This is a genomic window from Kocuria sp. CPCC 204721, from assembly GCF_040980945.1.
Classification (GTDB): Bacteria; Actinomycetota; Actinomycetes; order Actinomycetales; family Micrococcaceae; genus Kocuria; species Kocuria marina.
The window spans coordinates 152,733-178,199 of sequence record NZ_JAVKPO010000002.1; the positions used below are offsets into that span (position 1 = coordinate 152,733).

Consider the following 25,467-nt stretch of genomic DNA (forward strand, 5'->3'; position numbering starts at 1 on the left):
GGGCGGTCAGTCCTGCTCCCGCCCGTCATAAGCCCTCTACGAGGATGAGTCAGCCGTTTGCTCCGACAGGGCCTGGGCTCGCGCCGCATCCAGGCAGGCTTGACTGAACGGAAGCGACCCTCCGTTCGCGAAGTCCCGTAAGTGCTCGTTGGCAGGGACTTGGACGCGGCTCACGTAGTACAGGCCAGGAACGCGCTTGGCTACTGTCGCATAAGCAACCCCAGGTTGCTTGAGGTTCGCGACCACCGCGCGGATTCCGTCCACGGACCCCGGGGCCACCAACAGCTCCAGCAAGCGTGCATCGATCGTCTTGACCGCTTGGCCGTCCTGGATGAACTCGTAATAGGGCCCGTGGTACCCGTCTATGTACCGCAGATGGGCCGTCGGATGACCAGCCATGAAACACGCAACATCCCCGAGGTTGATCAAGACATCCGTGAGGTGCTCCAGCAGATTCAGGACCATGACGTGCTTCGTCATGGTTGCCGGCCTGCGCAGACTGACGCGCTTCGGGGCCTCGGCCCGGACCTCAATCTCGAACGCTGATGGGCCCAGCTGGCCGATAGAGAAATCCTGGTTCCACCCAGAGATAATCCCCCTGGCGTCCCCGAGCAACTGCTGGGTCAGCAATTGCAAACCCGTGAAGCTCTCGCGCAACGGTGACTGCGGCAAGGCCAGCTGTCGCCCGTCGCCATCCCGGTAGGTGACGGCGACGATCACACGGGCCTTGGGGGGGACGGTGCCCAGATAGTTGCGTGCCACGGTGCCTTTCATCGAGCTCGCAGAGACATTTTTCCGAAACGCAGGTCACCGAGGTCCGGGTGTTCGGGGGAACACTTCCCGGCAATAACGCCGTTTTCCTAGGGGGTATTCGCCGACGTCACACCTGCATTCATATGCACACAGTGTAGGACACCCTGGGGAGCACCATCGCCCCTACTCCCCGGTACTTTTGTAGTCACTATGGTGGACACGATCATCCGAGCTCGTCCGCGTGAATCCTGGTATTCCCTTAGACTGTGGCCGTACAGGGCGTGTGGGGCCGGGCTGGGTGATCCGCGGCTCACGTAACGCGTCATTGGCCGAGGTAAGGATGAATTGCGTGTTCACGATCATGCCGATTTACGGCACCCGTCCGGAGGCCATCAAGATGGCTCCCATCGTCACCGCCCTGCAGAACAGCGACCAGTTCGAGTGCGTGGTCACCGTGACCGGCCAGCACCGGGAGATGCTGGACCAGGTCAACGAGATCTTTGGGATCACCCCGGACCACGATCTGAACATCATCCAGCCCCGCCAAACCCTCAACGGTGTGCTGACCCGCACGGTCGAGGGTCTGGACCGGATCTTCGAGGACACTCCCCCGGACGCCGTGGTGGTCCAGGGTGACACCACCACCTCCACCGCTGCGGCGATCGCCGCGTTCTACCGCGGGATCCCGGTGATCCACGCCGAGGCCGGGCTGCGCTCCTTCAACCTGTTCTCCCCGTTCCCGGAGGAGGCCAACCGCAAGATCACCTCGCAGATCACGTCCCTGCACCTGGCCCCCACGGCCACGTCCAAGGAGAATCTCCTGCGCGAGGCCATCACGGAGGAGGACATCGTGGTCACGGGTAACACCGTGATCGACGCTCTGCTGCACACCGTGGAGCAGCAGCTGCCCTTCACGGACCCCCAGCTCGAGAAGATCGCGTCCTCCGGCACGCGTGTGCTGTTGGTGACCACGCACCGTCGTGAGAACCAGGGCGAGGCGATGCGCGGCGTCGGACGCGCCCTGGCCCGGATCGCGGACGCGGAACCCGAGCTGACCATCGTGCTGCCCGCCCACCGCAACCCGGTGGTGCGCGAGGCGGTGCTGCCGGCCATCGAGGGCAAGCCCAATGTGGTCGTGACCGAGCCGCTCGCCTACGGCGAGTTCACCCGCATGCTGTCCGTGGCGCACGTGGTGCTGACCGACTCCGGCGGGGTGCAGGAGGAAGCGCCGTCGCTCGGCAAGCCCGTGCTCGTGATGCGCGAGAACACCGAACGTCCCGAGGCCGTGACGGCCGGGACCGTGAAGCTCATCGGTACGGACGAGGAGCGGATCGTGACCGAGGTGGACCGGTTGCTCAACGACGATGCCGCATACCACGAGATGGCCAACGCCGTGAACCCCTACGGTGACGGCAAGGCCGCCGAGCGCTCCCTGGCCGCGATCGAGCAGATGTTTGACGTGGGCCGGCGCGTGGCGGACTTCGATTCCCAGGCGTAAGCCCAGCCCTCTCGCCTCGAACGGAAGGATCACGGTCTCTTCATGCGCATGACAGTCATCGGCACCGGATACCTCGGTGCCACGCACGCGGTGGCCATGGCCGAGCTCGGTCACGAGGTGCTCGGCGTGGACGTGGACCAGGCCAAGATCGATCTACTCTCCGCCGGGCAGGTGCCCTTCCACGAGCCGGGGCTGCCCGAGCTGCTGCGCAAGCACGTGGCCACGGGCGCGGTGCGCTTCACCACGTCCTACGAGGAGGCCGGCGCCTTCGGGGACGTGCACTTCATCGGGGTGGGAACGCCCCAGAAGCGCAACGGCCACGCCGCGGACATGACCTACGTGGACTCGGCCGTGGAGCAGATCTCCCGCGCCGCCACGCACGACTGCGTGATCGCCGGCAAGTCCACGGTTCCCGTGGGCTCGGCGGCCCGGTTACAGGAACTGGCCCTGACCTCGGCGCCCTCGGGCACGCGCGTGAGCCTCGTGTGGAACCCCGAGTTCCTGCGCGAAGGTCACGCGGTGGAGGACACCCTGCGTCCCGACCGTATGGTCCTGGGTCTCGAATACGACGACGCCGGTCGCCCCACCTCCGCGGCGCAGGCCGCCGAGGCCGTGCTGCGTGAGGTGTACGCGCACCAGCTCGAGGCGGGGATCCCGTTCATCGTGACCGACTACGCGACCGCGGAGCTCGTGAAGGTCGCGGCCAACAGCTTCCTGGCCACCAAGATCAGCTTCATCAACGCGCTGTCCGAGATCACCGAGACCGTGGGCGGGGACATCCGTACGCTCGCGGACGCGATCGGGTTGGACGAGCGCATTGGTCGCAAGTTCCTCAACGCCGGCGTGGGATTCGGTGGCGGGTGCCTCCCCAAGGACATCCGCGCGCTGCGCGCCCGCGCCTCCGAGCTGGGTCTGGACCAGTCCCTGCGGTTCCTGGCCGAGGTGGACGACATCAACCTGCGGCGGCGCGAATACACCGTGCAGCTGGCCGTCCAGGAATGCGGTGGTTCCCTGAACGGCACGCAGATTGCCGTGCTCGGCGCGGCGTTCAAGCCCGAGTCCGACGACGTCCGGGACTCCCCCGCCCTGGACATCGCCGCCCGGCTGCACTCGATGGGCGCGGACGTGCGCCTCTACGACCCCCAAGCCAACGCCAACGCCGCCCAGCGCTACCCCCGCCTGGACTACGTGGACTCGCTCGACGCCGCCGTGACCGGCGCGCAGGTGACTCTGCTGCTCACCGAGTGGCGGGAGTTCCGGGACGTGGACCCGCGCCGTATTGCCTCGCTGGTGGCGAAGCCGACGGTCATCGACGGGCGGAATGTGCTGGACCCTGCGGCGTGGCAGGACGCCGGGTGGCGGTATGTGGCGCTGGGGCGGCGCGGCAGCTGAGTAGGCGCTGCTCCAGGCAGGTGATGCTGCCTCTGTTCCAGCCCTGTCCGCCCTGCTTTCCCATCTCCCCCCAAGGTGACCCATGAACTGGTTAGAACCCGGCAGCGAAATGATCCAGGTGGCCTACGAGGACCTGTCGAATTTCCCGGGCACAGCATTCGGCGTGGACACCCCCGTGCGCGTCGACGTGGAGATTCAGGGCGTTCTCGTGCCGATGCTGGTGGTGCGGCGCGCGGATTCTTCCCGGTTGACCGTCCTCAACAACGGCGCCGTTGACCTGCGTCGGTCGCAGGGCCGGCCCATCTTCCAACGCTCGAGCTGGTGGCAGGAGATTCGCAGCCACCAGATCTACGTCTGTGACCCGGGCACGGTGGGGCCGAATGCTCTGGCCTTGAACTGGTTCCAGACCGCTCCTCCCCTGTGGATGGGCTCCAGTGTGGCGGGCGCCGTGCGCCGCATCAGTGTCCTGCTGGGAGTGCGGAGCCCCGAGCACCGCACGTACTACGGCTCGTCCGCGGGAGGGTTTGCCGCGCTATTCCAACTGTGCGGGGACCCCCGAGCGCGGGCTGTCGTCAATAATGCCCAGTTCGACTGGACGCGATGGTACCCCCAGTTCGTGACCGAGGTCCTGGGGCAGCACTTCGGTGGCCGTCTCGCCGCTGACGTTCGCAGGTCGTGGCCTCAGCGCACCAATGCCCTGAACTACCTGCTACGACGCGCCCAGGGGCTGCGGATCGAATATCACGTCAACATGGCCTCCCCATACGACAGGGACATTCAGTACCCGCTCTTCCTGGAGTTCATGCGCGAAAACCCGGACCGTTGCGGTGACATCATGCTCCACCACTATTTCGACCCGGAGATGAACCACAACCCCCTCCCCAAACCGCGAACTCTGGCAATTTTGAATTCACGCCCCGAACCGGGAAGTCTCTCGGCTCGGTAACTGGCGGGTGACCCCGGTGCCGTCGGAAGCGGGGTGTCCGGAGTTCAGGTGCTGTTCCGTGCGGCCGTGAACGCCATACGGATCACGGCCAGATGAAACGGGCGCCTTCATGAACGTGGGACATGTACTCGTCCGGCGGGGGCACCTGGTGCCCGGGCCCCAGGTACGGGGTGACGGAATGCAGGTTCTCCGGGAAGGGTGATGCTTTGAAAGCCTCCCGAAACGGCAAATAGTGGCGATCGTGGTGCATCTCGTCACCCGTGTTCTGCACGATGTACACCCGTCTGGAGAAATCGATTTCCTGATAGCGCGCTATTACATCCGTTCGCGGTCTCAGGTCAGGATCGTGCGAGACGCTGCTTTCCCCGAACACCACCTCCTGGGCCACCCGTGCAACCCGCGGTATGTAGTGGTCGATCTGGATCTGGGGATTGAACGTCACGACGCCGCTGCGGGGCGCGTAGGAAGCCACCTGGAGGGACGTGAACCCGCCACCCGAGTTCCCGACGAACAGGATGCGGTCGCACCCGAGCTGCTCGGCAAGGTGTTCCGCCTGGCGCGCGATGAACTCGTGCAGGTTCAAGTGCTCGTGGCCCATGTACCAGGTGAGGATCTGCGTGGCATCCATGTCCAGGCAGGGGTCCGAGACGAAAAGGGTCGGCCCCGTGCTCATCGCCTCCATAGAACGCAGCCTTTCGAAACGAGGCAGCGAATTGCGTCCCCGGTCGGTGGCGCCGTGGAACATGACGTTCAACGTGGTGCCCCGTGACACCCGGCTGAGCAGCATGGGAAGGGTGATCTGACCGAGGTCGAAGCTCAGGATCTGCCGCTCCGAGCGCGCATCGACGGTGGCCGGTTCGTTCCGGAACGTTCTCACCGTGGCGTCATACCGCTGGTGCTGGAGGGGGTTCTCGACCTCCCAGGAGATGAGGGGGATCCGCTTCCGTCCGGAGGTCAGGGGGTGCCGCTCCACCTCCTCCAGCAGGTCCGTTCCGGCAACGTCAATCATGGCGGCCCCCATCCCATGATCTCGGGTTCCCCGGATGCCTAGCTCTGCCGCGGTGCCGACGAGTTCGCGCAGGGCTGCCCGACGCTGCTCACGAGTGGGTGGTCCTTCCCACAGCTGGGACTTCACCCGCTCGATGGCTGCCCGTGTATGCAGCCGCAGTACGCGCTGCTCCTCAGGCGTCATTCCCCCGGTTGCAACGTCATTGGCCACCCGCTCGGCCAGCTCCTCGGGCGCATCGGTCACGCCACCGATCCCTGACCCCTCGGCGCGGACCACCAGCTGCTCCTCGTGACGGGGGCGACAAACGATGACACTCACCGCCCCGTCCGGTGCAGGTTGCCGGGTGCAGGTGATGGTCTCGGTGGCCTCTGCGGGTACGAGCGCGGTGATCAGGCGGGACGATCGACCGCTAAACCCCACGCTCAGCCGGGTCCAGGGCTCTCCCTCCGCACTGGCGATGCTCTCCACCATCACCGACGGTGCGGGCTGGGACAGCCACACGAGGTGGCAGGCTTGCTCCCCTTTGCGCAGGACAACTCCTTCTCCCGACCGCTCCACCCGGCACCCCGGGGGAACCATCCAGCGCTGGTACCCCTCATGGGGATCTCTGCTCCGTACCTGGTCGATGACCACGGCGAAATCCCCGGATTTGGAGTAGACGACGCGGCGGGTGAGGGCCACGGGTCGATAGGCTTCGTCGCGCAACCAGAAGTCGTAGCACTGAGCGGTGTCTCTCGTCCGCGCGAGTTCAGCCTGTGAGTGCGTTCGGTACCTGCCCTGGATCTCGACGCAGCTGTGGTGATCGCGTCCGACCCATTCAGGGGCAGTCGAAAAATGGTCGTCCAACCAGGTGACACCTTGCGAGGCGAAGGTCAGGGCAGTGTTGTCATGGTGTCTTCCAGGGGACTCCAGAGCCCCGAACCGGAGGGAGAGGTAGGTCTCCTGCTGGAAAGACCGCTCCGTCTCGCCCCAGCCGCTGCGTGCGAACAGCCAACCGGCGGGGTGCGAGTAGAGCAGCTCGTCGCTTGCTTCTCCGGCGTTGCTCTGGGTGGCTGCGTAGCGTTCCTCAGGTGTGTGCGCCTCCGTCGGACCCCACGTGATGGGCCCGCCGTCTCCCCCGGCGGGGTGCAGGCAGCCATCGGGGCGAGTGGCGTGGACTCGGAACTTGGACAGTACCGAGTCCACGTGGAATGCCGGCTCCAGAGCGATGCCCCATGCGGCGCCGACTGCGCGCCTGAAAGTGTCCCACTCCTTCGTAGCCTCGATGGTGCCCCTCACGGTCCCGTTCTGCATCAGGTCTCCGGGCCGGTGCGCCTCGTCGAACGCGTGGAGCAACGCTGCGATGTGCTCGTGGGCGCGCGGGGTCTGAGAAGCAGCCGCCAGAGCCCGAACCATCGCAGTAATCACGGTCTGCGGTCGCACGGTCGGAAGTGCTGCCAACAGCAGGGTGACTTCGGCGTCCAGAAGAGCCGCTACCTCCGCAGGACACTCGTGGGGGGTGGGCCAGAAGGCCTCTGCACCCGAGGCGAGGACCAGGGCACGCTGGGACGCCGGAACAACCGCCCGGGCGAGGTCCCCCTCAGCTGCACGGTGAGTGATCCACGTCCGCACGAATCGTAGCCAGAGATCGAGATGCAGATTCTCGTCGTGCCCCGCGCCGCAGCGACGCAACGGGTCCAGAAAGCGAAGCGTGGCCACTTCTAGACGCGCCCCTCGATCCGCTGTCGGGACTGCCGCGTCCCACGTCTCGGGCGAGAACTGGGTCCACTCCTTCTTATTCAGCACCACTACTCCTCGGTGAAGGGCTGCGGCTGCGGCCGCATCGGTGGAGCGCGGACGCAGGATCGCGTCCTGGCGGCGAAGAGCCCCCAGCAGAGAATGGCCTTCGGTCAGTTCCCGTGTAATGCCTTCGAGCTCCATCACCGGATCCCCACTCCGGCCAGGCGAGCATTCAACCGCTGCCGGTGTGTCTCCAGGGAGTCCAGCCACACGGCGCGCTGGAACCAGGACTCGTGAGCACGGGTTGCTTCCCCGGTATGCACCAGATCCAGGTAGCGCTTCATGCTCCTGGTACTGAGGTACTCGGCCCACACCGTGGGGTTCTGCATGTATTCCTGGAACTCCTCGCGGTCCGTCAACCAGATACGCAATCCGTTGCGCGTCACCACCTGAGCCTCCTGTGCCGTGGCCTTGTGGTACGGAGGGGCCGTCCATTCGGGGATCGCCATGCGCGTCACCCGGACCGGGGCGGCGCCACTGACGCGTTCCTCCGCGGTCAGGTCGTAGGAGGACCGCACGAAGGCGTGAGAGCCGAGCAGAAGAGCCGAGGTCGACAGGATCTGCTGGTTGCTCCACCGACGAAGCTTCTGCGTGAAGTAGAACACATCCATGCCCACCAGGCCGCTCACCCCCGGGACGAACAGGGCCTGTTGCTGGCGTTCCAGGAAGGCATTCACAGTTTTACCGGCTTCCGGTGTGACGTGCCGGGGAGTGTAGGAGTTCAGCAGCCGACGCAGAGGCTCCTGGTCCCCGTATTCGACGGCTTCCAGTTCTTTGGCGGCGTACAGGAAGGAACGGGCCACTTCGCCATTGGAGCCGCCGATGGACAGCGCGATGGTGGAGGACGGCGGAACCACGTTCCGTCTGATGTTGGTGGGTGCGGCATCGCCGTCCCACATGGCGTGGGCCACCCGCAGGCGCTGGCCCAGCGTCATGGTCAGCTCCGCTGGTTTATTGACCGCTATCCGGTGGGAGACCTCCTGCTGGTCCATTCCCGGAAGCGAGCGGAAGATCCGGATCAGCTTCTCGGCGATCTCCACCTCGCCGGGCAGATTTCCCAGCGTTACCACGTTGGCGTTGCCCCCGCCCGAGAGCCATAGGGAAGCGGACATGCGTGAGTCCCGGCCACCGCTGAGGTAGACGGTGGGTGTCCGCATACTGAGGAGGTCCAGGTTGGCCGCTGCGGTGCGCGAAGACTCCACAACGGGCCGGAAGTCCGCCCGAACTCCACGGGTCCCCACGAGGTCCGTGAGCGGTTCATAGCAGTGACGGCTGGGGTGCCCGCTCTCATCGACGTCGATGATCGTTGCCCGGCCCACCCTGGTGATGCCCTGGAACGGGGACAGGTCATCCATAAACCAGCCGAAATTGGCGAACAGCTCCAGGGATTCGCGGTGGAGCTGCAGCAGGGAATCGCGGAAGAACGCCAGACTGCCGATGTGGTTGCCGAAAGCAATCCAGTCCTCGGACTCCACCGAGTAGCAACGGGCCATTCCCACGAAATCGGTCCACACGCGCACGCGCCCCGTGCCGTCAACTGCATACCCGGAATGGTTCATCAACAGCTCACGGAGATCTCCCTCCCGCCACACCTTGTGGTGGACAACTGACGCGTAGGAATCCAGCGTCACCGTCTGATCCGTGGGAACGGGGGGCTGGGTGACGCCGTAGCGCACCCCTGCATTCTCGAACCATGTGGGGACCCGCCAGGTGCCCCCCGTTCGGTCAGCGTTGTAGAGCCAGGCGTTGCCTCGCCGCTCCACGTGGTCGTTCGCTGGCCCATAGATCTCCACGAGATAATCCACGGCCGCGAGGACCCGTCTCTCCAGATGCTCTGCAGCACCGGCGTTCTTGGCGACCACCACGAAATTGACGTTCACTGGCCCTGTTCCTTTCCGCTGTCCGCAGTGCGCGGAACCATGAGCATGGACGTGACGACGCGTTGCTCCACTGCCATGGGAATGCGAACCCGCACACTCCAGGACTCCTCAGTGGTGCGATCCTTTCGAGAGCGCCACCCTCCGAGGGGGTCGTGGCTGCCACGGACGACGCTCATGTCGTCCCCGCCGTCGAACGACATCTTCAGGAAGCGGTCCGGCCACCGTGCACTGGAGAAGACGAGCTCCGTGGCCGATCGGGTCAGCTCCAGAGATCCGTCCACGTGCCACCACAGGAACATGTCGTGTCCCTCGGCGTCGCGGCACGAGACGCGATCCACGACCTCTAGTTCCCGACCGGGTGCAAAGCGCACCCCCCGGTCGTGGGTCCACGTCTTGTGCGGGGTGGTGGCCTCGATGACGTAAGAGCCGTCAGTAGAGCGGCGGCTGGAGATGATGCCTGACCCGTGGGGGTTCCGCCGCCGGTCGTGCAACGCGGAGTCCAGGCTCACGGTGGAGTGGGCCTGGCACGACTCCATGAACTGGCGCATGGGATCCGCGTAGTAGAACCCCTCCGTGCGCAGGGGTGAATCACTCGGCAGCAGGTCGCCGTAGCGGTACCTTCCGCCATCCACCAGGATCTGCTGACCCGCTTCGAACCACACCATGGTGTTGTCGTCGCAGTGCTTGTGCGCTCTGGAGTGGAAGGCGGAGGTGAACGCCAGGTACGAGCTCTCCCGAAACTGTTCGGGGGTGGCAGGGGCCGGTTCACGCACGAAGACATAACCCGTCTGCGGCAGAGCCAACATCGTCTCTTCGGCAGGACGGCCCTGCCGCCCAGCCGAGAGCACCCACTGTGTCGTGTCGGACGACGAGCGCAGACCCTTGCCCACCATCGCCCTCTGCGCGGAGTCACCGAACTGCACCAGGCATCCATCCGGTTGCACCATCCAACCGAGAGCATTCGCCGCGCTGGTGATGACCCGGGCGACCGCCGGGTCCTCGATCAGGTCTGCCGCAAGGGCTGCATCGAAACCCTCCAGCAGCATCCGGTGGTAATCGGGCGAGTGCTCGCTGTGCCCGCCGTCGGGCAGGAACTGACCCCTGGTCATGACACGCAGCCGCTCTTCACCCTGGTGGCGCAGGGCCGTCATTCCGGGCAGGTCCGCAAGTTCTCGACCCAGGACGATCTGACTTACCGCGGCGTAGTACCCGTGGTTGTTGCGCGGGTTGAACGACGTCTCCGCCCAGTGCGCATCGCGGTGGCGCAGCGACAGCTCCAGCAGCGCCCGGTACTGCTCGTTCGTCATTGCAGTGGACACCGACGCCGCGCGAAGCAGGGTGACCAGCACCATGGTCCGGTAGGCGATCGCCATGTCGTACCAGGCCATGGTGGCCGAGTCAGTGATGTGCGGAAACTGCCCGGCCCATGACAGGGCCCTGTCCACGCACCACTGCAGGTAGTTCTCGTCGCCCGTTTCTGCCCACTGACTCAGGGGGGCGTGCATGAACTCCCAGCAGTGGAGGTGCATTCGCCAGGACCGGTCCTCCGGACCCATGGCCTCCCACTCCACGGGGAGGCTCATCGGGACGGGATCGAATCCGTAGGCCGACCACCCGGTTGTCATGGTCGCGCGGGCCGCACCAGCTCCCGTCGGAATGCCGTCGGCACCGTGGAGCTGCAGCAACTTCACGGCACTCGCACGGTTCGACACCGGAGAGTTGGCTCGTCGCTGGGCAGCTTCCGCGGGCGTGGTCAGCTGGTGGGGATCTTCGTCCAGGCTTCTGAAGCGGCACACCCCCAGTGCCGTGTACGGGGCGTCGTAGCGACCCGCAATGGCATCCCACGACCGGAACTCGCGCGCCCACTGCGCGCCCCGGGTCGCAAGATCTGCTCGACGATCCGGATCTGCGAGCAGGTCGTGCAGCAGACCGGCCAGGGAGTCCGCATTGTCGGCCTCGAACAGTTCCGCGGCCCCGGAGTCCTGGGCGATCTCCCGCAAGGCGTCGACGTCCGAGAGAATCACGGTGCGCCCGGTGGAAAAAGCCTCGAACGGCTTGAGCGGCGTGACGAGCCGACACACGGTTCGGTTCTTCCGAGGAACCACGAAGAGGTCGATCACGCTGTAGTACTCGAGAACATCCTCGTGGGGTACCCGGCCGGTGAAGACCGCACGATCTCCCACACCCAGGTCCCGTGCAAGTTCTACCAGTGAGGCACGGACGGGGCCGTCTCCCACGATCAGCAGCCAGACGTCCTCGCCAGTCGCGCGCAACCGCGCGAACGCCCTGACCAGCGTGTCGATGCCTTCATATTCGACCACGGACGTGATGTAGCCGATGACCGGGGCCTCCGCCGGGATTTCCAGCCGACTCTTCAGATCGCAGTTCACCTCCACCACGGGGAACTCCGAGGGCGCCACACCGTTGGGTGCCACGCAGACGCGGTCGTCATCCAGCCCGCGCGCCACGATGTGCTCCTTCATGACATCCGCAAGCGTGGTTACCCGGTCGCTTTCCGCTCGGGCCTGGTCCTCCCGAGCCTGCCGCAGGGTGTATGCCTCGGGCATCCCGTATCGGCGGTAGTCGGCATCCAGAGCACGGCCGACGGTGGTTTCGATCCGGGAGAGCCACGACTCCTCCCAGAAGCCCCGGCTCTCGTACACCAGCGGTATCCCGAATGCACGAGCCACCGGTCTTGCGACCATCTGGTTGATGAAGTCGGAGTGGCAGTGCAGCACACTGGGGCGGATGTCCGCCACGAGACGGTGCAGTGCGTCAACGTTGGCCTGCAGCCATTCGTCCCAGAGCACCGAACCCCGGACCGGTCCCTCCGGTAGGTGATAGGTAACCTCGTCCAGGTCTACCGTGGCGGCGTCGTGCGGTGTGGTCACAGCCCCGGCCTGGCGCATCACGTGGACGTCGTAGCCTCGCTCCACCTGGGCCGTGGCAAGATAGTGAGTACGCAGGGTGTATCCGGTCTGGGTTTCCGGCAACGCTTTGCCCACTACATGCAGGATGCGTCCCGTGTGGGCAGTGAAGTCCTGAACTGCAGGCACCACCAGCTCCACCGCGCCCCGCATCATGGTCAGTTCCGATTCCCGGACCCGTACGATCTGCAGATCGTTGTCCTTGCCCGTCAGGGCGGCGAGACCCTTAAGGACTTCCAGGCTGCGGGAGTAGAACCCCCGCTGATACAGCTCGCGAGCCAGATGACGCCGGCGACCTAAGTTGAGCGGTACCTCTTCACCGTGGGTGCTCCACAATTCGTGGAGGTACAGCGGGTCCTCGATGTGCGGTGCCACCTCCGCCAGCGTAAGGCCACCCAGAATTGGATGCGGGTCCGTTCCCTGGGGCAGCAGGCTCAGCAATGCTGCCGTGCGTTTCAGTTCTCGGGTGCGTTCTGCCGCCAGGGCATTGTCCACCATGACGGTGAATTGCTTCTGAAGCGCGCTCACGGATTCCGTGAATTCCGTAGCTCGCGAACTCGCCGTGGCCCATTGCTGCTCCAGGTTCCCCAGGCGCTCCTGGACACCGGCCAGAGCCACGGCATCCGCAGCTCGCCCGGCGGACGAGGAATGGCCGGGACCGGGTTCGTAATTCTGGTCCAAGGTGGCCCGGACTCCTTCATCGTCGATGCTGATCTCCCACACAAGACCGAAGCGTGTGACACGCAGCCAGGTACCCTCCGGCTTGGCCCGGCTGGACACCACAGCCCAGGCATCACGGGTGGAATCCCCCATGATTGTGGCGTAGAACGCCGTTCTGCCAGTCCGCGAAACCTCGAAACCGGCAGCGGGTTCCTTCCGGCCCCACTTGCGGGACACCCATTCGCAGACAGATCTGTCGTCCCCGTAGTGCACACGAGGACGCATGCCCTCACCCAGCCATTGAACGGTGAATCTGGATCCGTCACGTTTCTGCAGCTCCAACGCGGAATCTCGGTACCGGGGTTTGACACCGGGTTCGGTGTGCCACCGCTGCCGCGTGATGATGGATGTGTCCGCGCTCACCGAGTCCAGGACCACCAGCAGGTCCAGAGGCGGTAGGTACACCACACGCCGCGTGATCACCACGCCGCGGTACCCGGGGTCCTGGACCGTGAAGTCGTGGGCAAGGTCGGACGTGCTGCACGCTTTGAGCCACACCCGCACGTCCGGGTTATAAGGACGGTCGTCCACGGTCACCAGGTTGTGGGCTTCACGCGAGCGCAGGTACTTACGGAACGGATCCTTGGGTTCGTACATGTAGGACCCCGGATCGGTCAGCCAATCCTGTCCACCGGTGAAGAAGGTGAGGGAACCACGGTCTTCATGCTGATGCGAGGAGAGGTGGTTGCCGTACCGCATGCTGTAGTGACTGTGTTCTGAGAACGACCGTTCGTCATCGCCCCATCCGGAGCGTCCCAGGACGTATCCGTTGGGAGCCGCGACCACAGTGGTCCGAGGAGGCTCGCCAGCGTCACCGAGCGAGGCAACGTACTCCAGTTCCGGCCACCCGTCTGCGGTCACCTGTTTGAGCTGGGTGTCGCCCAGGGGAACCAGGGTACCGTCCGGACGGGTCAGGTGCGCCAGGAACGTGGCGGCGCGGGACAAGGTACTTGCTACCGCGGCCGGAACCTCCATTCCCTCCAGGGCCACCCGGTCCCAGGCCGAGCGCCACCATGCGAGGTTCATGCGGTGGTAGTCGGGCGAGCCCTCGTCATTGGCTCCCATCTGGTCGAAGGAGCGCAGGAAGAGCGCCTCCATCCGTGACACCGCCAGACGCTGCCAGTCGTGCGCCCGCAGGAAACTCGCCAGCACGAACAGGCCGATGTTCTGGTGCAGCGCGTGGTTGCCGGTGGCCTGGTGGGATTCCTCCGCGAGCCACTGCCCGTGGGTGCACAGGGTCGTGATCAGCAGCTCGCGCTCGGCGTCATTAGCGGCCAAGGGCCAGCCGAACACCAGCTCCTGGGCGCGTAGCCCGTCAGCCATGTCCACCCATGAGAATGCGGACGGGGGGTTCTCCGGGGCGTTGTTGGCCACCCAGTCCTGGACCACTAGGAACCAGAAGTCGCGAGCCGCCTCATCGCCGTCGGCCGCCAGGAAGCGTACCGGGGACAGCCAGCGCAGGGTGTGGTGCTGAAACTGCCAGTTGCGGGAGGAAAAAGGATTCGCCGTCCAGTCCGTCACCCGTGTGGTTCGCCACGGTTCGTGTGGCGCCAATCGCAGCGTTCCCGACATCACGGACCGGGCCCGTTCCTCGTAGTCCTCCGTGCGGACGAATCCCGCACCTATGCACTGTCGGGAACTCACAGCCTCATCTACCGGCGTGTGGGACCCGTAACCATCGGCATCCATAGCGTTTTCCATGATCTCAGAGGGCGTGTGTTCCATTAGTTCGCCGCTTCCCGGACCTGGGACGCCTCAGCACCGAGTTCTTGATAAATGCCCGACACAATTTCTGCCATGTCCGACCATTGACGGTTCTCCCGCACCCATTCCCGACCTTGCCGGGCGAGTTTGGCCCGCAGGGACGGATCCTCCAGCAGCACCTCCAGGTGGCGGACGAGATCCTCCGTATCCCCCTTACGATGCAGCAGCCCATTCACTCCGGGCTCGATAATCTCGGCCAGCGCGGCCACGTCCGACGCCACAACCGCCTTGCCCATGGCTAGGGCCTCGAAAGGCTTGAGCGGGGAGACCATTTCGCAGACGGGCAATGGCAGACGTGGGAAGGGGGCGATGTCCACCAGCGAGTAGTAACGCTCCACCTGTTCATGGGGAACCCGGCCGGTGAACCGGACGAAGTCCTCCAGTTCCCGCTCCCGGACCAGGTCCTGGAACTTCTCTAGTTCCGCCCCGTCCCCCACGATGAGTACCGTGAAATCTTCACGCCGGGTATGCATCACGTCCGCCGCGTCGATCAGCAATTCGAGGCCCTCGTAGTCCAGCACAGAACCGATGTACCCGATGACGGTCTTCCCTCGAACGCCCAGAGCCTCCTCCAGCTGCGTGTCCCGCGCCGCCGGCGTGAACCGGTCCGCGTCCACGGCATTGGGCACCACAGTGATCTTCTCCGCGTCCACACCTCGAGCCACCAGTTCGTCCTTCAGTGCGTTGGTGATGGCGAGCACGTGGGTGGCGTGCGCGGCGGCGTCGGCCTCCATGCGCGCCATGAAGCGGTACATGCCGCCCTTGGCCCATTCGGGGTCCCGGGAACCACGGGTGACCTCCCACAGGCCGCGGACCTCGTATACGGACGGGAGGCCCAGCCGGTTGGCCGCGCTCACCGCAGCCAGCCCGTTCCAGTGGTTGGAGGCGCCGTGGATCACCGCAGGGCGCTGTTTTCGGGCCACCCGGGTCAATTCCCCCACGTAGCGGTCCACGTACTCAGTGATGGGACTCTTCTTCTCGATTCCCGGGGTGGTGCTGAGCCGGTGGTACGGCACACCGTCCACCACGTCAACGGCACCGATCCCCCCCAGATCCGCCATGTTGGGCATGTCATAGGGGTAGCCCAGGCGGGTGATGCCCCGCACGTCCCAGCCCCGACCTCGCAGACCGGTGAGCAGACCGTGGGTGCGCGTGCTGTAGCCAGCCGAATGGTAGGGCAGGGAATTGTGCAAGAGGTAGAACACGCGGTCCGTCACAGGAATGTAGAGCGGGGATGCCTGCCGCGGGGGGAACGGAAATCCCTGCCGTGCCAGTTGGTAGTTCGTTGGGGACACGGATCTTTGAAGTTTAACTTCCTGCGCGGCCGCCCAGCCATCTTCCGGTTCCAAGCGGCGGTATTCCCGTAGCAGCCGCAGAGCGCCCTTGAACTGGTTGGCACGTAGAGCACGGCGGATAGCCTGGCGCAGGCTCCACCGGGAGACCGCCCGATCTGGAACCATGCGGAGCAGGGCCAGCGCCCGAGTCCGGCGCCCCCGCTGCAGCGCGTAGAGCAATTGTGCGACCAGGAATTCATCCTCCGTCAGCCATTCCGGTTTGCGGACTTCGCGCTGGTCGCCGGGGAAATCGCCCAGCTCGCGAGCCATGTCTGCACGCCAAAGCGCCACGATAGCCCGCGTGACCCGATCCGGGCTATGCTCCAGGACGCCCAACGTGTCCACCCGTTTCAAGGGAATGGCGAAATCAAGCCAGCGCCGGTGCAGCTCGGGCCGTTCCTGCAGCACCGCCGTGAGCTCTGCCAACGCCCGGTCCACTGCGGCCCGGCGGTGTGGTTGCCGCGAGCCGGCATCCACCAGCAGTTCCAGGGCGTCCAGGTTGCCGGCATTGACCGCCAGCGCATTCTTCAGCGCCTCGAACGCAGCATCGTAAGCGCCAGCCTCCAACAGGCGCAGGGCGTAGAGATGCCATCCTTTGGCGTTGCCCGCGTCTGCAAGCAGTAGGACGCGCAGGTGCTCCGACGCTGCTTGGGCGTCCCCCGCCGCCCGTTCCCGTTCCGAACGCTCGAAAAGGTCCTGAATGCGCTGCTCGTGCTGCCGCTGCACGCCCTGCGCGGCGCGTTCGGCCGCCTCGACGCGATCCTGGCGCACCAGGGAATGCCCCGCAGGAGCCAGCGCGGCGGCGGTCCTCGCACGGGCGCGCCAAGCGGCTCGACGGATGGTGATGCTGGACAGGTACGGCATGGGGGATCCTTGCGCTGGGGGGGCACAGAGTGAAAGACCGGATTGCTGCGGGCCGGGGGGGCACAGCGGGGTGAGCTAACTCAACGCCACAGACCCTTGGTGTCCACCACGGCCTTGCCCTTGAGGGCGGTCGCGGGCAGGGTCTTGAACTCGTCGTGGTCCACGAGCAGCAGGATCACGTCCGCGCGCTCGATGGCGTCCTGGTAGTCCGCGAACTCCACATTCGCCAGGCCTTGCAGACCCTTCGGCAGCTCGGAGACATTCGGCTCCACGGCCAGGACCGTCGCGTGGCTCACGTGCTCGGCCAGGTCCTTGGTGATGTTCATGGCCGGGGATTCACGCAGGTCGTCGATGTTGGCCTTGAACGCGAGGCCCAGGGCTGCGATCACCGGGGACTCCACGTGGGAGCAGGCTTCCTCCACCTTGGAGATGACCCACTTCGGCTTCCCGTCGTTGACCTCGCGGGCGGTGCGGATCAGGTTGGAGTTCTCCCGGTCCGCCGCCACGATGAACCAGGGGTCCACCGCGATGCAGTGCCCGCCCACGCCGGGGCCCGGCTGCAGGATGTTCACGCGCGGGTGGTGGTTGGCCAGCTCGATGAGCTCCCATACGTCGATGTCCAGCTTGTCCGCGATCAAGGACAGCTCGTTGGCGAACGCGATGTTCACGTCCCGGAACGAGTTCTCCGTGAGCTTGGACATCTCCGCCGTGACGTCGTCCGTGGCGAGCAGTTCACCCTGACAGAAGGACGCGTAGACCTCCTTGGCACGGCGCGCGGCCTCGGGGGTGCTGCCGCCGATGATGCGGTCGTTGCTGATCAGTTCCTCGAGTGCTTTGCCCGGCAGGATGCGCTCGGGGCAGTACGCGAAGTACACCACGGGCTTGCCGTCCTCGCCGTCCAGGGACAGGTCCGGCCGCAGCTCCATGATCTTACGGGCGAGCGTCTGGGTGGTGCGCGGCGGGGAGGTGGATTCGAGGATCACGGTCTCGTCCCCGCGCAGCTGCGGGGCGATGGATTCCGCGGCGGAGAGGATGTAGGACAGGTCGCCCTCGTAGTTCTCCTTGAACGGAGTGGGCACCGCAATCACGAACGCGTCACCGTGCTGCATCTCGGTCGTCGCGGTGAGCTGGCCGCTGTCGATCGCCTTCTTGAGCTGCTCCTCGAGCCCCGGCTCCACGATCGTGACCTCGCCGCGCTGGATCCGCTCCACCGCGGAGGCGTTCACGTCCACGCCGTGGACCCGCACCCCGTGATTCGCCATGACTACGGCGGTGGGTAACCCGATGTACCCCAGCCCCACGAACACGACTTCCAACGGCTCACTCATTGACGCACCTCACCACGCGTTTGCTGGTTCGTTCCGATTGACCGGAACTTCCATTCATTTTCAACGTAAACATGCAGAATCCTTAGGATCATATCGTCACATGACGGGTGCTGTCCCCGAACATGACGACACGTCCCGAGGCCAGCGCAGCGGCGTCGGACACCTGCCACGTGTGGCTGTCCGAGCCGCGGAACTGGACGAAATTGAAGCGGTCCGCCGAGTAGATGACGTAGCCGGCTTCGCGCACCGCGGCCAGGAAGGACGTGTCCTCCCCCGTGCTGCGCCGCTGGAACGGGATCTGCCGGAAGACCTCGCGGTAGCCCGTGATCGTGGGCCCCATGACGAAGTCCGTGTATCGGTGCTCGCGGTGTGGGAAGCGCACCAGGGTGGCGTCCTGAGACTCCACGTACATGTAGTGCCCCTGCTTGCCCACCACGTCCGCGTTCGCATAGCGCAGGGCGTCCAGGAGGTCGGCGAGGTAGCGCGGGGCGTAGTAGTCGTCGTCGTCCATCTTGGACAGCACGTCCCCGGTGGCGTGCTCGACCGCGAGGTTGAGGCACTCCCCCAGCGTGAGGGACGCGTCCGCGGCCACGGTGGTCACGCGCTGGATCCCGCAGTCCTCGACGACGCGCTGGACGCCCCGCGCCCGCGGGTCGAAGCCGTGGGCCACGAGCACCACGTCCAGCTCCACGTCCACCTGGGCCGCGATCCCGCGCAGGGCGTCCGGGAGTCGATGCGGGCGGTTGGTGCACAGCAACACGGTGATGCTGGGCCGGGTGCGGGCGACGGCGAGCTGCGGGACGGCGCGTTCCACGATCGTCTCCACGCGGTGCGTGTAGGTGTGCTGCGCCCAGATCTCGCGCTGCGCGCGGTGGACCATGCGATCTGCCAGTTCCGGGCTGCGCACGAGGGCACGGATGACGTCCGCGGCGTGCTCGCGGTCCGCAACAACGGACAGTTGGTCGTGGGAGAAGTACCGTCGCACGGCCTCGGACGGTGTGGAGACCACGGGGGTGCCGCACGCGGTGATCTCGAAGATCCTCCGCGCGCACATGGACGGGGAATCCACGACCGAGTTCACGTTGAGGAAGACCCGGTACGCCTTGTAGGCGGTGAGCATCTGGTCGTAACCCAGCGAGCCCACCACATGCTGGTCCAGGGGCTCGGGGAACTGGTAGCGCTCGTCCTGGCCCAGGTAGCGGGAGAAGATCTCGAGCCCCCTGTCAAGTTTCGCCGAGGCATCATGTGCGCCGCCGAGCAGCACGTCCATCTGCTCGCGCCGCTCGGGGAACTTGTGGGCGAAGTACATCCCCCCGAAGGCCACGTCCCGCTCGTGGAACCCGTACCGGGGCCGCGCGGGGTTGTGCACGGCGGGTTGCGCGGCGAAGGGCAGTACCCCCACGCGGTCGTGGCCCAGGTCCCGGTGGTAGTCGGGAATCTTGTTGACGTCCGTGGTGAACACGGTGTCAAACAGTCGCGCGCACTCCAGGAAGTCGTCGTAGTGCGGCGGGTCCTCCTTGTTCCAGAACACCGTGGGGATCCCCTGCTCGCGGCAGTGGGCCACGAGCTCGCGCATCGACTCCTTCACGCCCGAGGTCCCGGTGAGCTGGTACTGCCACTCGTCCGCGTTGCCGTGCCACGCGGACTCCACGAACAGCAGGTCCACGGGCTGCGCAGCCAGTTCGGCGCGCCAGTTCCGCCGTGTGAGCACCACCTGGTGCCACTCGTAGTGGAAGGCACGCAAGGAGAAGTCGTCCAGGATCACCGCGGCGGTGAGGTCCCCGCGCACCGGTTCGCGCTCGGGCCACTCCTGCGCCGTGAACGAGACCGTGCGCTGCGCGCCGTCGTTCCCGGCGGAGGCGGCGTCGCGGCCGGCTCCGGTGACGACGGCGCTCGCGGACGGTCCCGCGGGCAGTCCCGCCCGGCGCCGGTAGGTCCGCCACTGGGACACCCCGCCGTGGCGCAGGTGCCACAACTGGGTGCGCAGATCACCGGTCAGCGAGCGGGGACTCACGCGTGCACCTCCCGCAGTTCGGTGCGCACGAGCCGATCCATCAGCTCGAACTTACGTTTGTGGGCGGCCAGGTTGTTGCCGGCGGCGAGCTGCTTCATGAACTGCTCGTACTCCTCCGTGACGGTCTCGGGGTCCCCGTCCATGAGTGTGTCCCCCTGGTCCAGCCACACCACCCGGGTGCACATCTCCCGTACCTCGTTCATCGAGTGGGACACGAACAGCACACACCCGGCTTGTTCGCGGATCTGGGCCATGCGGGCCTGCCCGCGTTCGCGGAACTGGGCGTCCCCGGTGGACAGAGCCTCGTCCAGGATGAGGATGTGCGGGTCTGTGGCGGTGGCCACGGCGAACCGCAAGCGCGCGGCCATCCCGGAGGAGTACGCCTTCATGGGCCAGTGGATGGCTTTGCCTAGCGCAGCTACCTCCACGAGCTCGGGCAATAGTTCATCCACGCGACGCGGGTGCATGCCCTGCGCCAGGCAGCCCAGGCGGATGTTCTTCTCCCCGGACAGCGCCGGGACCAGGGAGACGTTGACCCCCAGTTTCACAGGGGTGTCCACCGAATAGACCCGCCCGGACGTGGGATTCATCTGCCCCGCCACGATGTTCATGAGCGTGGACTTCCCGGAACCGTTGCGCCCGATGAAGCCCACGAACTCGCCCTGGTGCACCGCGAGCGTGACGTCGTGGACGGCCAGGTTCTGCACGATCGGGGGCCGCCCGAGTGCGCGTCGGGCCCAGCGCACCGGCGCGGAGACCGGGACCTCGTCCCCGCCGCCCGTGGACGTGACGTTGTAGATCATGCTCACGTGGTCGATCACCACGGCGGGCCCGGCGCCGGGTTGCCGCGCAGGTGTGGGAGCGCCGTCGCCGGGGGCGGGTGCGCCGTTGGCGCGCTCCGCGGACATGCCCGACGCACCCGGGGCGTGCGACCCGACGTCGTCGTGCCTAGCGTTCATCCGCATAGCTCTCCTCGTTGCGCCAGAACACCAGGAACCCGATGGTCAGGATCCCGAGGGATGCCGTGACCAACACGGCCCACGAGGACCAGCTGGGAACCTGCGCGCGCAGCACCAGATCGCGGCTGATGTAGAGCACCTGGTACAGGGGGTTGAAGTGGAACAGGGCCAGGACGCGCTCGTCGCTCACGAAGCGCGAGGGGTCGTAGAAGATCCCGGAGGCGTACATCCACAGCCGCATGACGAAGGACAGGATGTTGGAGACGTCCGGGATCCGGTGCACCGCCGGGGCCAGGAGCATGCCCAGACCCCAGTTAAAGATCGTCTGCAGCACGAACACCGGGATGAGCAACAGCCACGTCCACGAGATGGGCTCCAGGGGCGGGACGATCAGCAGGAACACCAGGATCGCCGCGAGAGCGTAGAGCTGGGTCATGGCATCCCGCACCACGATGGACAGCGTGAGCGCGGCACGCGGGAACATGAAGCCACGCACGAGCGCCTTGGCGGAGGTCATGGAGCGGGAGACCGAGACCACGGAGCGAGAGCTGTACATGAACATCGTCAGACCGAGCACGATGAACGCCACGAAGTTGTCGATCCCGCGTCCGGTACGCAGCAGCAGTCCGAAGATCACATAGAACGTAAAGCCCAGTAGCAGTGGGTTGAGCACGATCCACACCTTGCCCAGCAGGGTGTGGTCCTGGCTCACGGCCAGGCGGACACGGGCGTCGTAGAGGATGAAGTGACGGGAGCCCCACAGGTCCTGGAGGTACTTACGCAGGGGCGGGCGGGCGCCCACGGCGTGCATCGCGGTGGGGTCGAAGGTCTCGACGGTGCGGTCCTCCGGTTGCCCGTGTCCCCCGCTGACCTGGGCGGTGCTGCTAGTCATGCGTCGGTCTCCTCGGGGGGTGGGTAGCCGTCCGGGGGACGTCTTCATTCAATTCACCATATCGCGTGGAGGCCTGCTGGGCGATCACCCGCCACGTCCTGTGTGCGACCACCCAGTCCCGTCCGGCGTTCGCGAGGCGTTCGCGGCGCTCGGGGTCCCGGGCCAGGCCGAACAGTGTCTCGGCAAGGGTGTCCGGGTCCTCGGGCGGTGTAAGCAGCCCGGTCTCGTCGTGGCGCACGCTCTCGCGCAGGGCGGGCAGATCACTTGCGACCACGGCGGTGCGCGCAGCCATGGCCTCGACCGGCTTCAGCGGGGTCACCGCGCGGGTCACGGAGCGGTCCTTGCGCGGGATCACAAAGACGTCCAGGGCCGCGGTGTACTGCGGTGCGAGGGCTCGGTCCACGCGGCCGGTGAAGGTCACGACGTCCTCGAGACCGAGCTCGCGGGCCAACCGCTGCAGGGTGGGGCGGGCCACGCCGTCCCCCACCACGAGCACCGCCAGGGACGGTACGTGCGGGCGCAGTTGGGCCGCGGCGCGCAACAGGTCATCAATGCCCTCGTAGTCCACCACGGAGGTCACGGTGCCGATCAGAAACGTCTCCTGGGCGAGGCCCAGGGCGGCGCGGGCGTCGTGTCGGGACGGTGCGTTCTCCACGAGGGCCCCGCCCACGGCGTTGGGGGCCAGGTCCACGCGCAGGGGGTTTTCGGAGGCGGATGCCGGTGTAGGCAGCTCCTCGAGTCGCCGGGCCATTTCGGTGCCCAGCGTCACGGTGCGGTCCGCGGTGGTCACGGCCCACGCCTCGCGAGCCTGGAAGCGCTCGTAGCGCTCGGACGTGAGGGCCTCCGGCGGACGGGTCGCGGCCCACGTGTCCGCGAGGAGTCCGCGAACCTCGTAGACCCACGGGATACCCAAAGCCTGGGCCACCGCGTGTACGGCCAACGCGTTGACATAGTGGCTCGTGGTGTGCAGGACAGCGGGCCGCGTGCGCAGCGCGAGCTCCAGCAGCGCGTGCGCGTGTTGCTGCACACGTCCCGTGGCGGTCGCGGACAGCCGCCGCGGGAGCACGCGGTGGTACGGGATCCCGTCCACGACGTCTGTGTGGCGGGCGAGCACCTTGCCCACCTGCACGGGGTACCCCGGGCGGGTCATGGCGTGGACGTCCCACCCCTCGTCCCGCAGTGCGGTGAGGTACGAGTGCGAGCGCTGCGCGTAGCCGCTCGCGGTGTGCGGTAGGGAGTTGGTCACGGCGTAGAGCACGGTGCGGTCCCTGGGCCGGTAATCGCGGACAGGTTCCAGCCGCGGGAAGAAGTCGCCCAGCAGGTCCCGCTCGGCGGCCAGGCGGCGCGCGAGGGCTCGTTCACCGCGGGTGGCCAGCCGGAGGGCCTCGGCGTCGCCCAGCACCTCCACGGCGCGGTCCACGTTGCCGTGGTACCACTCGAGGCGCGCGCGGGTCGCAGCCGCTCCCGGATGGTCGGCGGGGAGTACGGCGAGCAAGCTCGCGGTGAGGCCGGTGTCCCCCATGCTCAGGGCCACTTCCGCGCCGCCGCGTAACGACGCCGCTGTGTCCCCGTTCCTGCCCCCCCGCGCCAGGGCGCCCAGCGCCGTTCTCGGCCGCGGCGGGCCCGGACGCGTCTGGTCCGGCCCTGCATGTTCCCGGTGCTCGTGACCCGGGTCCCCCGCGGAGGCGAGGGCGCGGGAGAGGGCGGCGCGAGCGGCGTCGTCGTCCCCCAGGACATGCAGGGCGGTGGCCCGGGCGGCGAGACAACGCGGGCCGGGGACCCGTGAGAGGATGCGGGCCGCGGGGGTGACCCAGCGCCGCGGCAACCGGCGGGAGACCTGCAACCAGAAGACCACGGGGTCGTCGGTGACGTGCTGGCCGATCGTGCGAGCCGTGAGCCACGAGTTGACCGCGAGTTCACGGGACCGTTCGCGGCGCCGTGAGCTCATGAGGCCATCCGCTCGACGCTCCCGCGGCTCGCGTCCGCGACGCCCTGGCGTCGAGAGGCGTGGTCGGTATCAGGGGTGCCGGAATCCGCCTCGGCGGCGGGACGACCCTGCGCAGCGCCGCCGTCGGCCGTACGGGCGGTGAACGGCGACTCGCGCGAACCCGCCCCCGCGACGCCGCGCGTGACGGCACGCAGCACCCTGCCCAGGCGGGGCAGCACGCCCTGACCGCACACGCGGGAATACTCGCGGACGGTGGCGCGCAGGTGCTGGTCGTACTGCACGGACAGGTCCGCGTAGTCCGCGTTGTGCCGCACCCATTCCCGGCCGGACCCGCTGGGGACCAGCCGCGAACGGTCGGCCTCGAGCGCGCGCCACAGGGCGGCGATCTGCTCGGGATCGGAGGCCACGATGTCCCCCTCGCCCGCGTCGGTGAGCACGTGGGCGGCCTCGCCGCGAACGACCGCGGTGATGTGCCGGCCCACGGCGAGCACCTCGTAGGTCTTGGAGGGGATGGTGTCCTCGAACGACTTCCAGTCGTCACGCAGGGAGATCACGACCGAATCCGCGTCGCGGTAGCGCTCGAACACGCGCTCGCGGTACTCCGGGGGCAGGAACTCCACGTTGGCGCCGAGCCGGTGCGCCAGCTGCTGCAGTGCGGGCTTGCGACTGCCGTGACCCACGAGTGTGAGACGGACCGAGTCCCCGGCCAGATGGGCGGCGCGGATGAGCCGGTCCAGGGACTGGGACTCGCCGTGGTTGCCCAGGTACAACACCCGTAGCCCCCGCCGTCTTGCGGGGGGCGGGGGCAGCTGGGGCGTGCGCTCCAGGAGGATGCCGTTGCGCACCGTGACCACGTTGTGCACCCCTCGTTCGCGCAGGGTGCGCGCGAAGCCCTGGGTCACCGTGACCACCAGGTCCGCGCGGTTCTGCACGTACACCACGGCGCGGTTGACCACGGACTTGGACCCGCCGCGCACCAGGGAGGCGTCCTCGGCCAGGTTGGGCCACGCGTCCCGCATCTCCACGACCAGGGGGATCCCCTTGACGCGGGCCACGAGCAACGCGGACGCCAGCAACGGTAACGACGGCGCCGTGACCACCACGATGTTCTGGCGGCTCGTGAACAGCCCGCGCGCCACGGACGCGGCCGCGCTCACGAGCTGGTCCAGCAACTTCCCGGCACGATTGTCCCCGAGGAACACGTAGGGCACCCGGTAGATGTGTTCACCCAGGAACCCCGCCTGCCGCCGCCACGCCCGCCCGCGCGTCTGCGTCGAGTAGTCCGGGCCCGCCCCGTAGTGCGCCACGGGACACACCACGGACACGGTCCATCCCCGCTCCCGCAGGTGGCTCACGAGCGAGTACCACCGCCGCTGGGGCGGCGAGTGCTCGGGCCAGTAGGAACTGGCCATGAGCAGCACCCTCAACGGAGGCTGGTCACCCGGTGAGGTACCGGTTGC

General features: G+C 66.8%; 14 protein-coding genes. 3 read left to right on the plus strand and 11 right to left on the minus strand.

The features are described 5' to 3' along the window. Positions 1–36: 36 nt before the first annotated feature. Complete coding sequence (locus RF637_RS03380) at positions 37–762, minus strand: hypothetical protein (RefSeq protein WP_368844143.1); 726 nt, start codon at positions 760–762, stop codon at positions 37–39. 340 nt (positions 763–1,102) lie between these two features. On the opposite strand from RF637_RS03380, the gene wecB reads away from it, so the two are divergent. From wecB to RF637_RS03395, 3 genes are all read left to right on the plus strand, one after another. Next, a complete protein-coding gene (wecB, locus tag RF637_RS03385; protein WP_270451099.1) occupies positions 1,103–2,251 on the plus strand; it encodes a non-hydrolyzing UDP-N-acetylglucosamine 2-epimerase in 1,149 nt (382 codons plus the stop codon). A gap of 42 nt (positions 2,252–2,293) precedes the next feature. Next, positions 2,294–3,643, plus strand: a complete 1,350-nt coding sequence (locus RF637_RS03390) for a UDP-glucose/GDP-mannose dehydrogenase family protein (RefSeq protein ID WP_368844144.1) — start codon at positions 2,294–2,296, stop codon at positions 3,641–3,643. A gap of 82 nt (positions 3,644–3,725) precedes the next feature. Continuing rightward, positions 3,726–4,589, plus strand: a complete 864-nt coding sequence (locus RF637_RS03395; protein WP_368844145.1) for a hypothetical protein — start codon at positions 3,726–3,728, stop codon at positions 4,587–4,589. Between the two features lie 82 nt (positions 4,590–4,671). Here the strand turns inward: RF637_RS03395 and RF637_RS03400 are convergent, their stop codons facing one another. The 10 genes from RF637_RS03400 to RF637_RS03445 all read right to left on the minus strand — a co-directional run bounded on the left by RF637_RS03400 (position 4,672) and on the right by RF637_RS03445 (position 25,419). Beyond that, positions 4,672–7,518 (minus strand): hypothetical protein, encoded by a 2,847-nt coding sequence (locus RF637_RS03400; protein ID WP_368844146.1) that lies wholly within the window; start codon positions 7,516–7,518, stop codon positions 4,672–4,674. Further along, entirely contained in the window at positions 7,518–9,257 is a 1,740-nt protein-coding gene (locus RF637_RS03405; protein WP_368844147.1) for a hypothetical protein, read from the minus strand. The genes RF637_RS03400 and RF637_RS03405 overlap by 1 nt, the downstream gene beginning before the upstream one ends. Next, entirely contained in the window at positions 9,254–14,548 is a 5,295-nt protein-coding gene (locus tag RF637_RS03410; protein WP_368844148.1) for a heparinase II/III family protein, read from the minus strand. Before RF637_RS03410 ends, RF637_RS03405 begins: the two co-directional genes overlap by 4 nt. Before the next feature lie 80 nt (positions 14,549–14,628). Next, on the minus strand, positions 14,629–16,866 hold the full coding sequence (locus tag RF637_RS03415; RefSeq protein ID WP_368844149.1) for a glycosyltransferase: 2,238 nt from the start codon (positions 16,864–16,866) through the stop codon (positions 14,629–14,631). A gap of 80 nt (positions 16,867–16,946) precedes the next feature. Then, positions 16,947–18,194 carry a UDP-N-acetyl-D-mannosamine dehydrogenase gene (wecC, locus tag RF637_RS03420; RefSeq protein WP_368844150.1) on the minus strand — a complete coding sequence of 416 codons (1,248 nt, stop codon included), beginning with the start codon at positions 18,192–18,194 and terminating at the stop codon, positions 16,947–16,949. A gap of 88 nt (positions 18,195–18,282) precedes the next feature. Then, positions 18,283–20,208 carry a glycosyltransferase gene (locus RF637_RS03425; protein ID WP_368844151.1) on the minus strand — a complete coding sequence of 642 codons (1,926 nt, stop codon included), beginning with the start codon at positions 20,206–20,208 and terminating at the stop codon, positions 18,283–18,285. Further along, the gene (locus RF637_RS03430; protein ID WP_368844152.1) at positions 20,205–21,167 is read right to left on the minus strand and encodes an ABC transporter ATP-binding protein; all 963 of its coding nucleotides are present in this window, start codon (positions 21,165–21,167) and stop codon (positions 20,205–20,207) included. The genes RF637_RS03425 and RF637_RS03430 overlap by 4 nt, the downstream gene beginning before the upstream one ends. Next, positions 21,157–22,059: an ABC transporter permease gene (locus tag RF637_RS03435; RefSeq protein ID WP_368844153.1), complete on the minus strand. Its 903-nt coding sequence runs from the start codon at positions 22,057–22,059 to the stop codon at positions 21,157–21,159. Before RF637_RS03435 ends, RF637_RS03430 begins: the two co-directional genes overlap by 11 nt. Then, positions 22,052–24,007, minus strand: a complete 1,956-nt coding sequence (locus tag RF637_RS03440; RefSeq protein ID WP_368844154.1) for a glycosyltransferase family 4 protein — start codon at positions 24,005–24,007, stop codon at positions 22,052–22,054. Before RF637_RS03440 ends, RF637_RS03435 begins: the two co-directional genes overlap by 8 nt. Then, positions 24,004–25,419 (minus strand): glycosyltransferase family 4 protein, encoded by a 1,416-nt coding sequence (locus RF637_RS03445; protein ID WP_368844155.1) that lies wholly within the window; start codon positions 25,417–25,419, stop codon positions 24,004–24,006. Before RF637_RS03445 ends, RF637_RS03440 begins: the two co-directional genes overlap by 4 nt. Between the last annotated feature and the right edge of the window lie 48 nt (positions 25,420–25,467).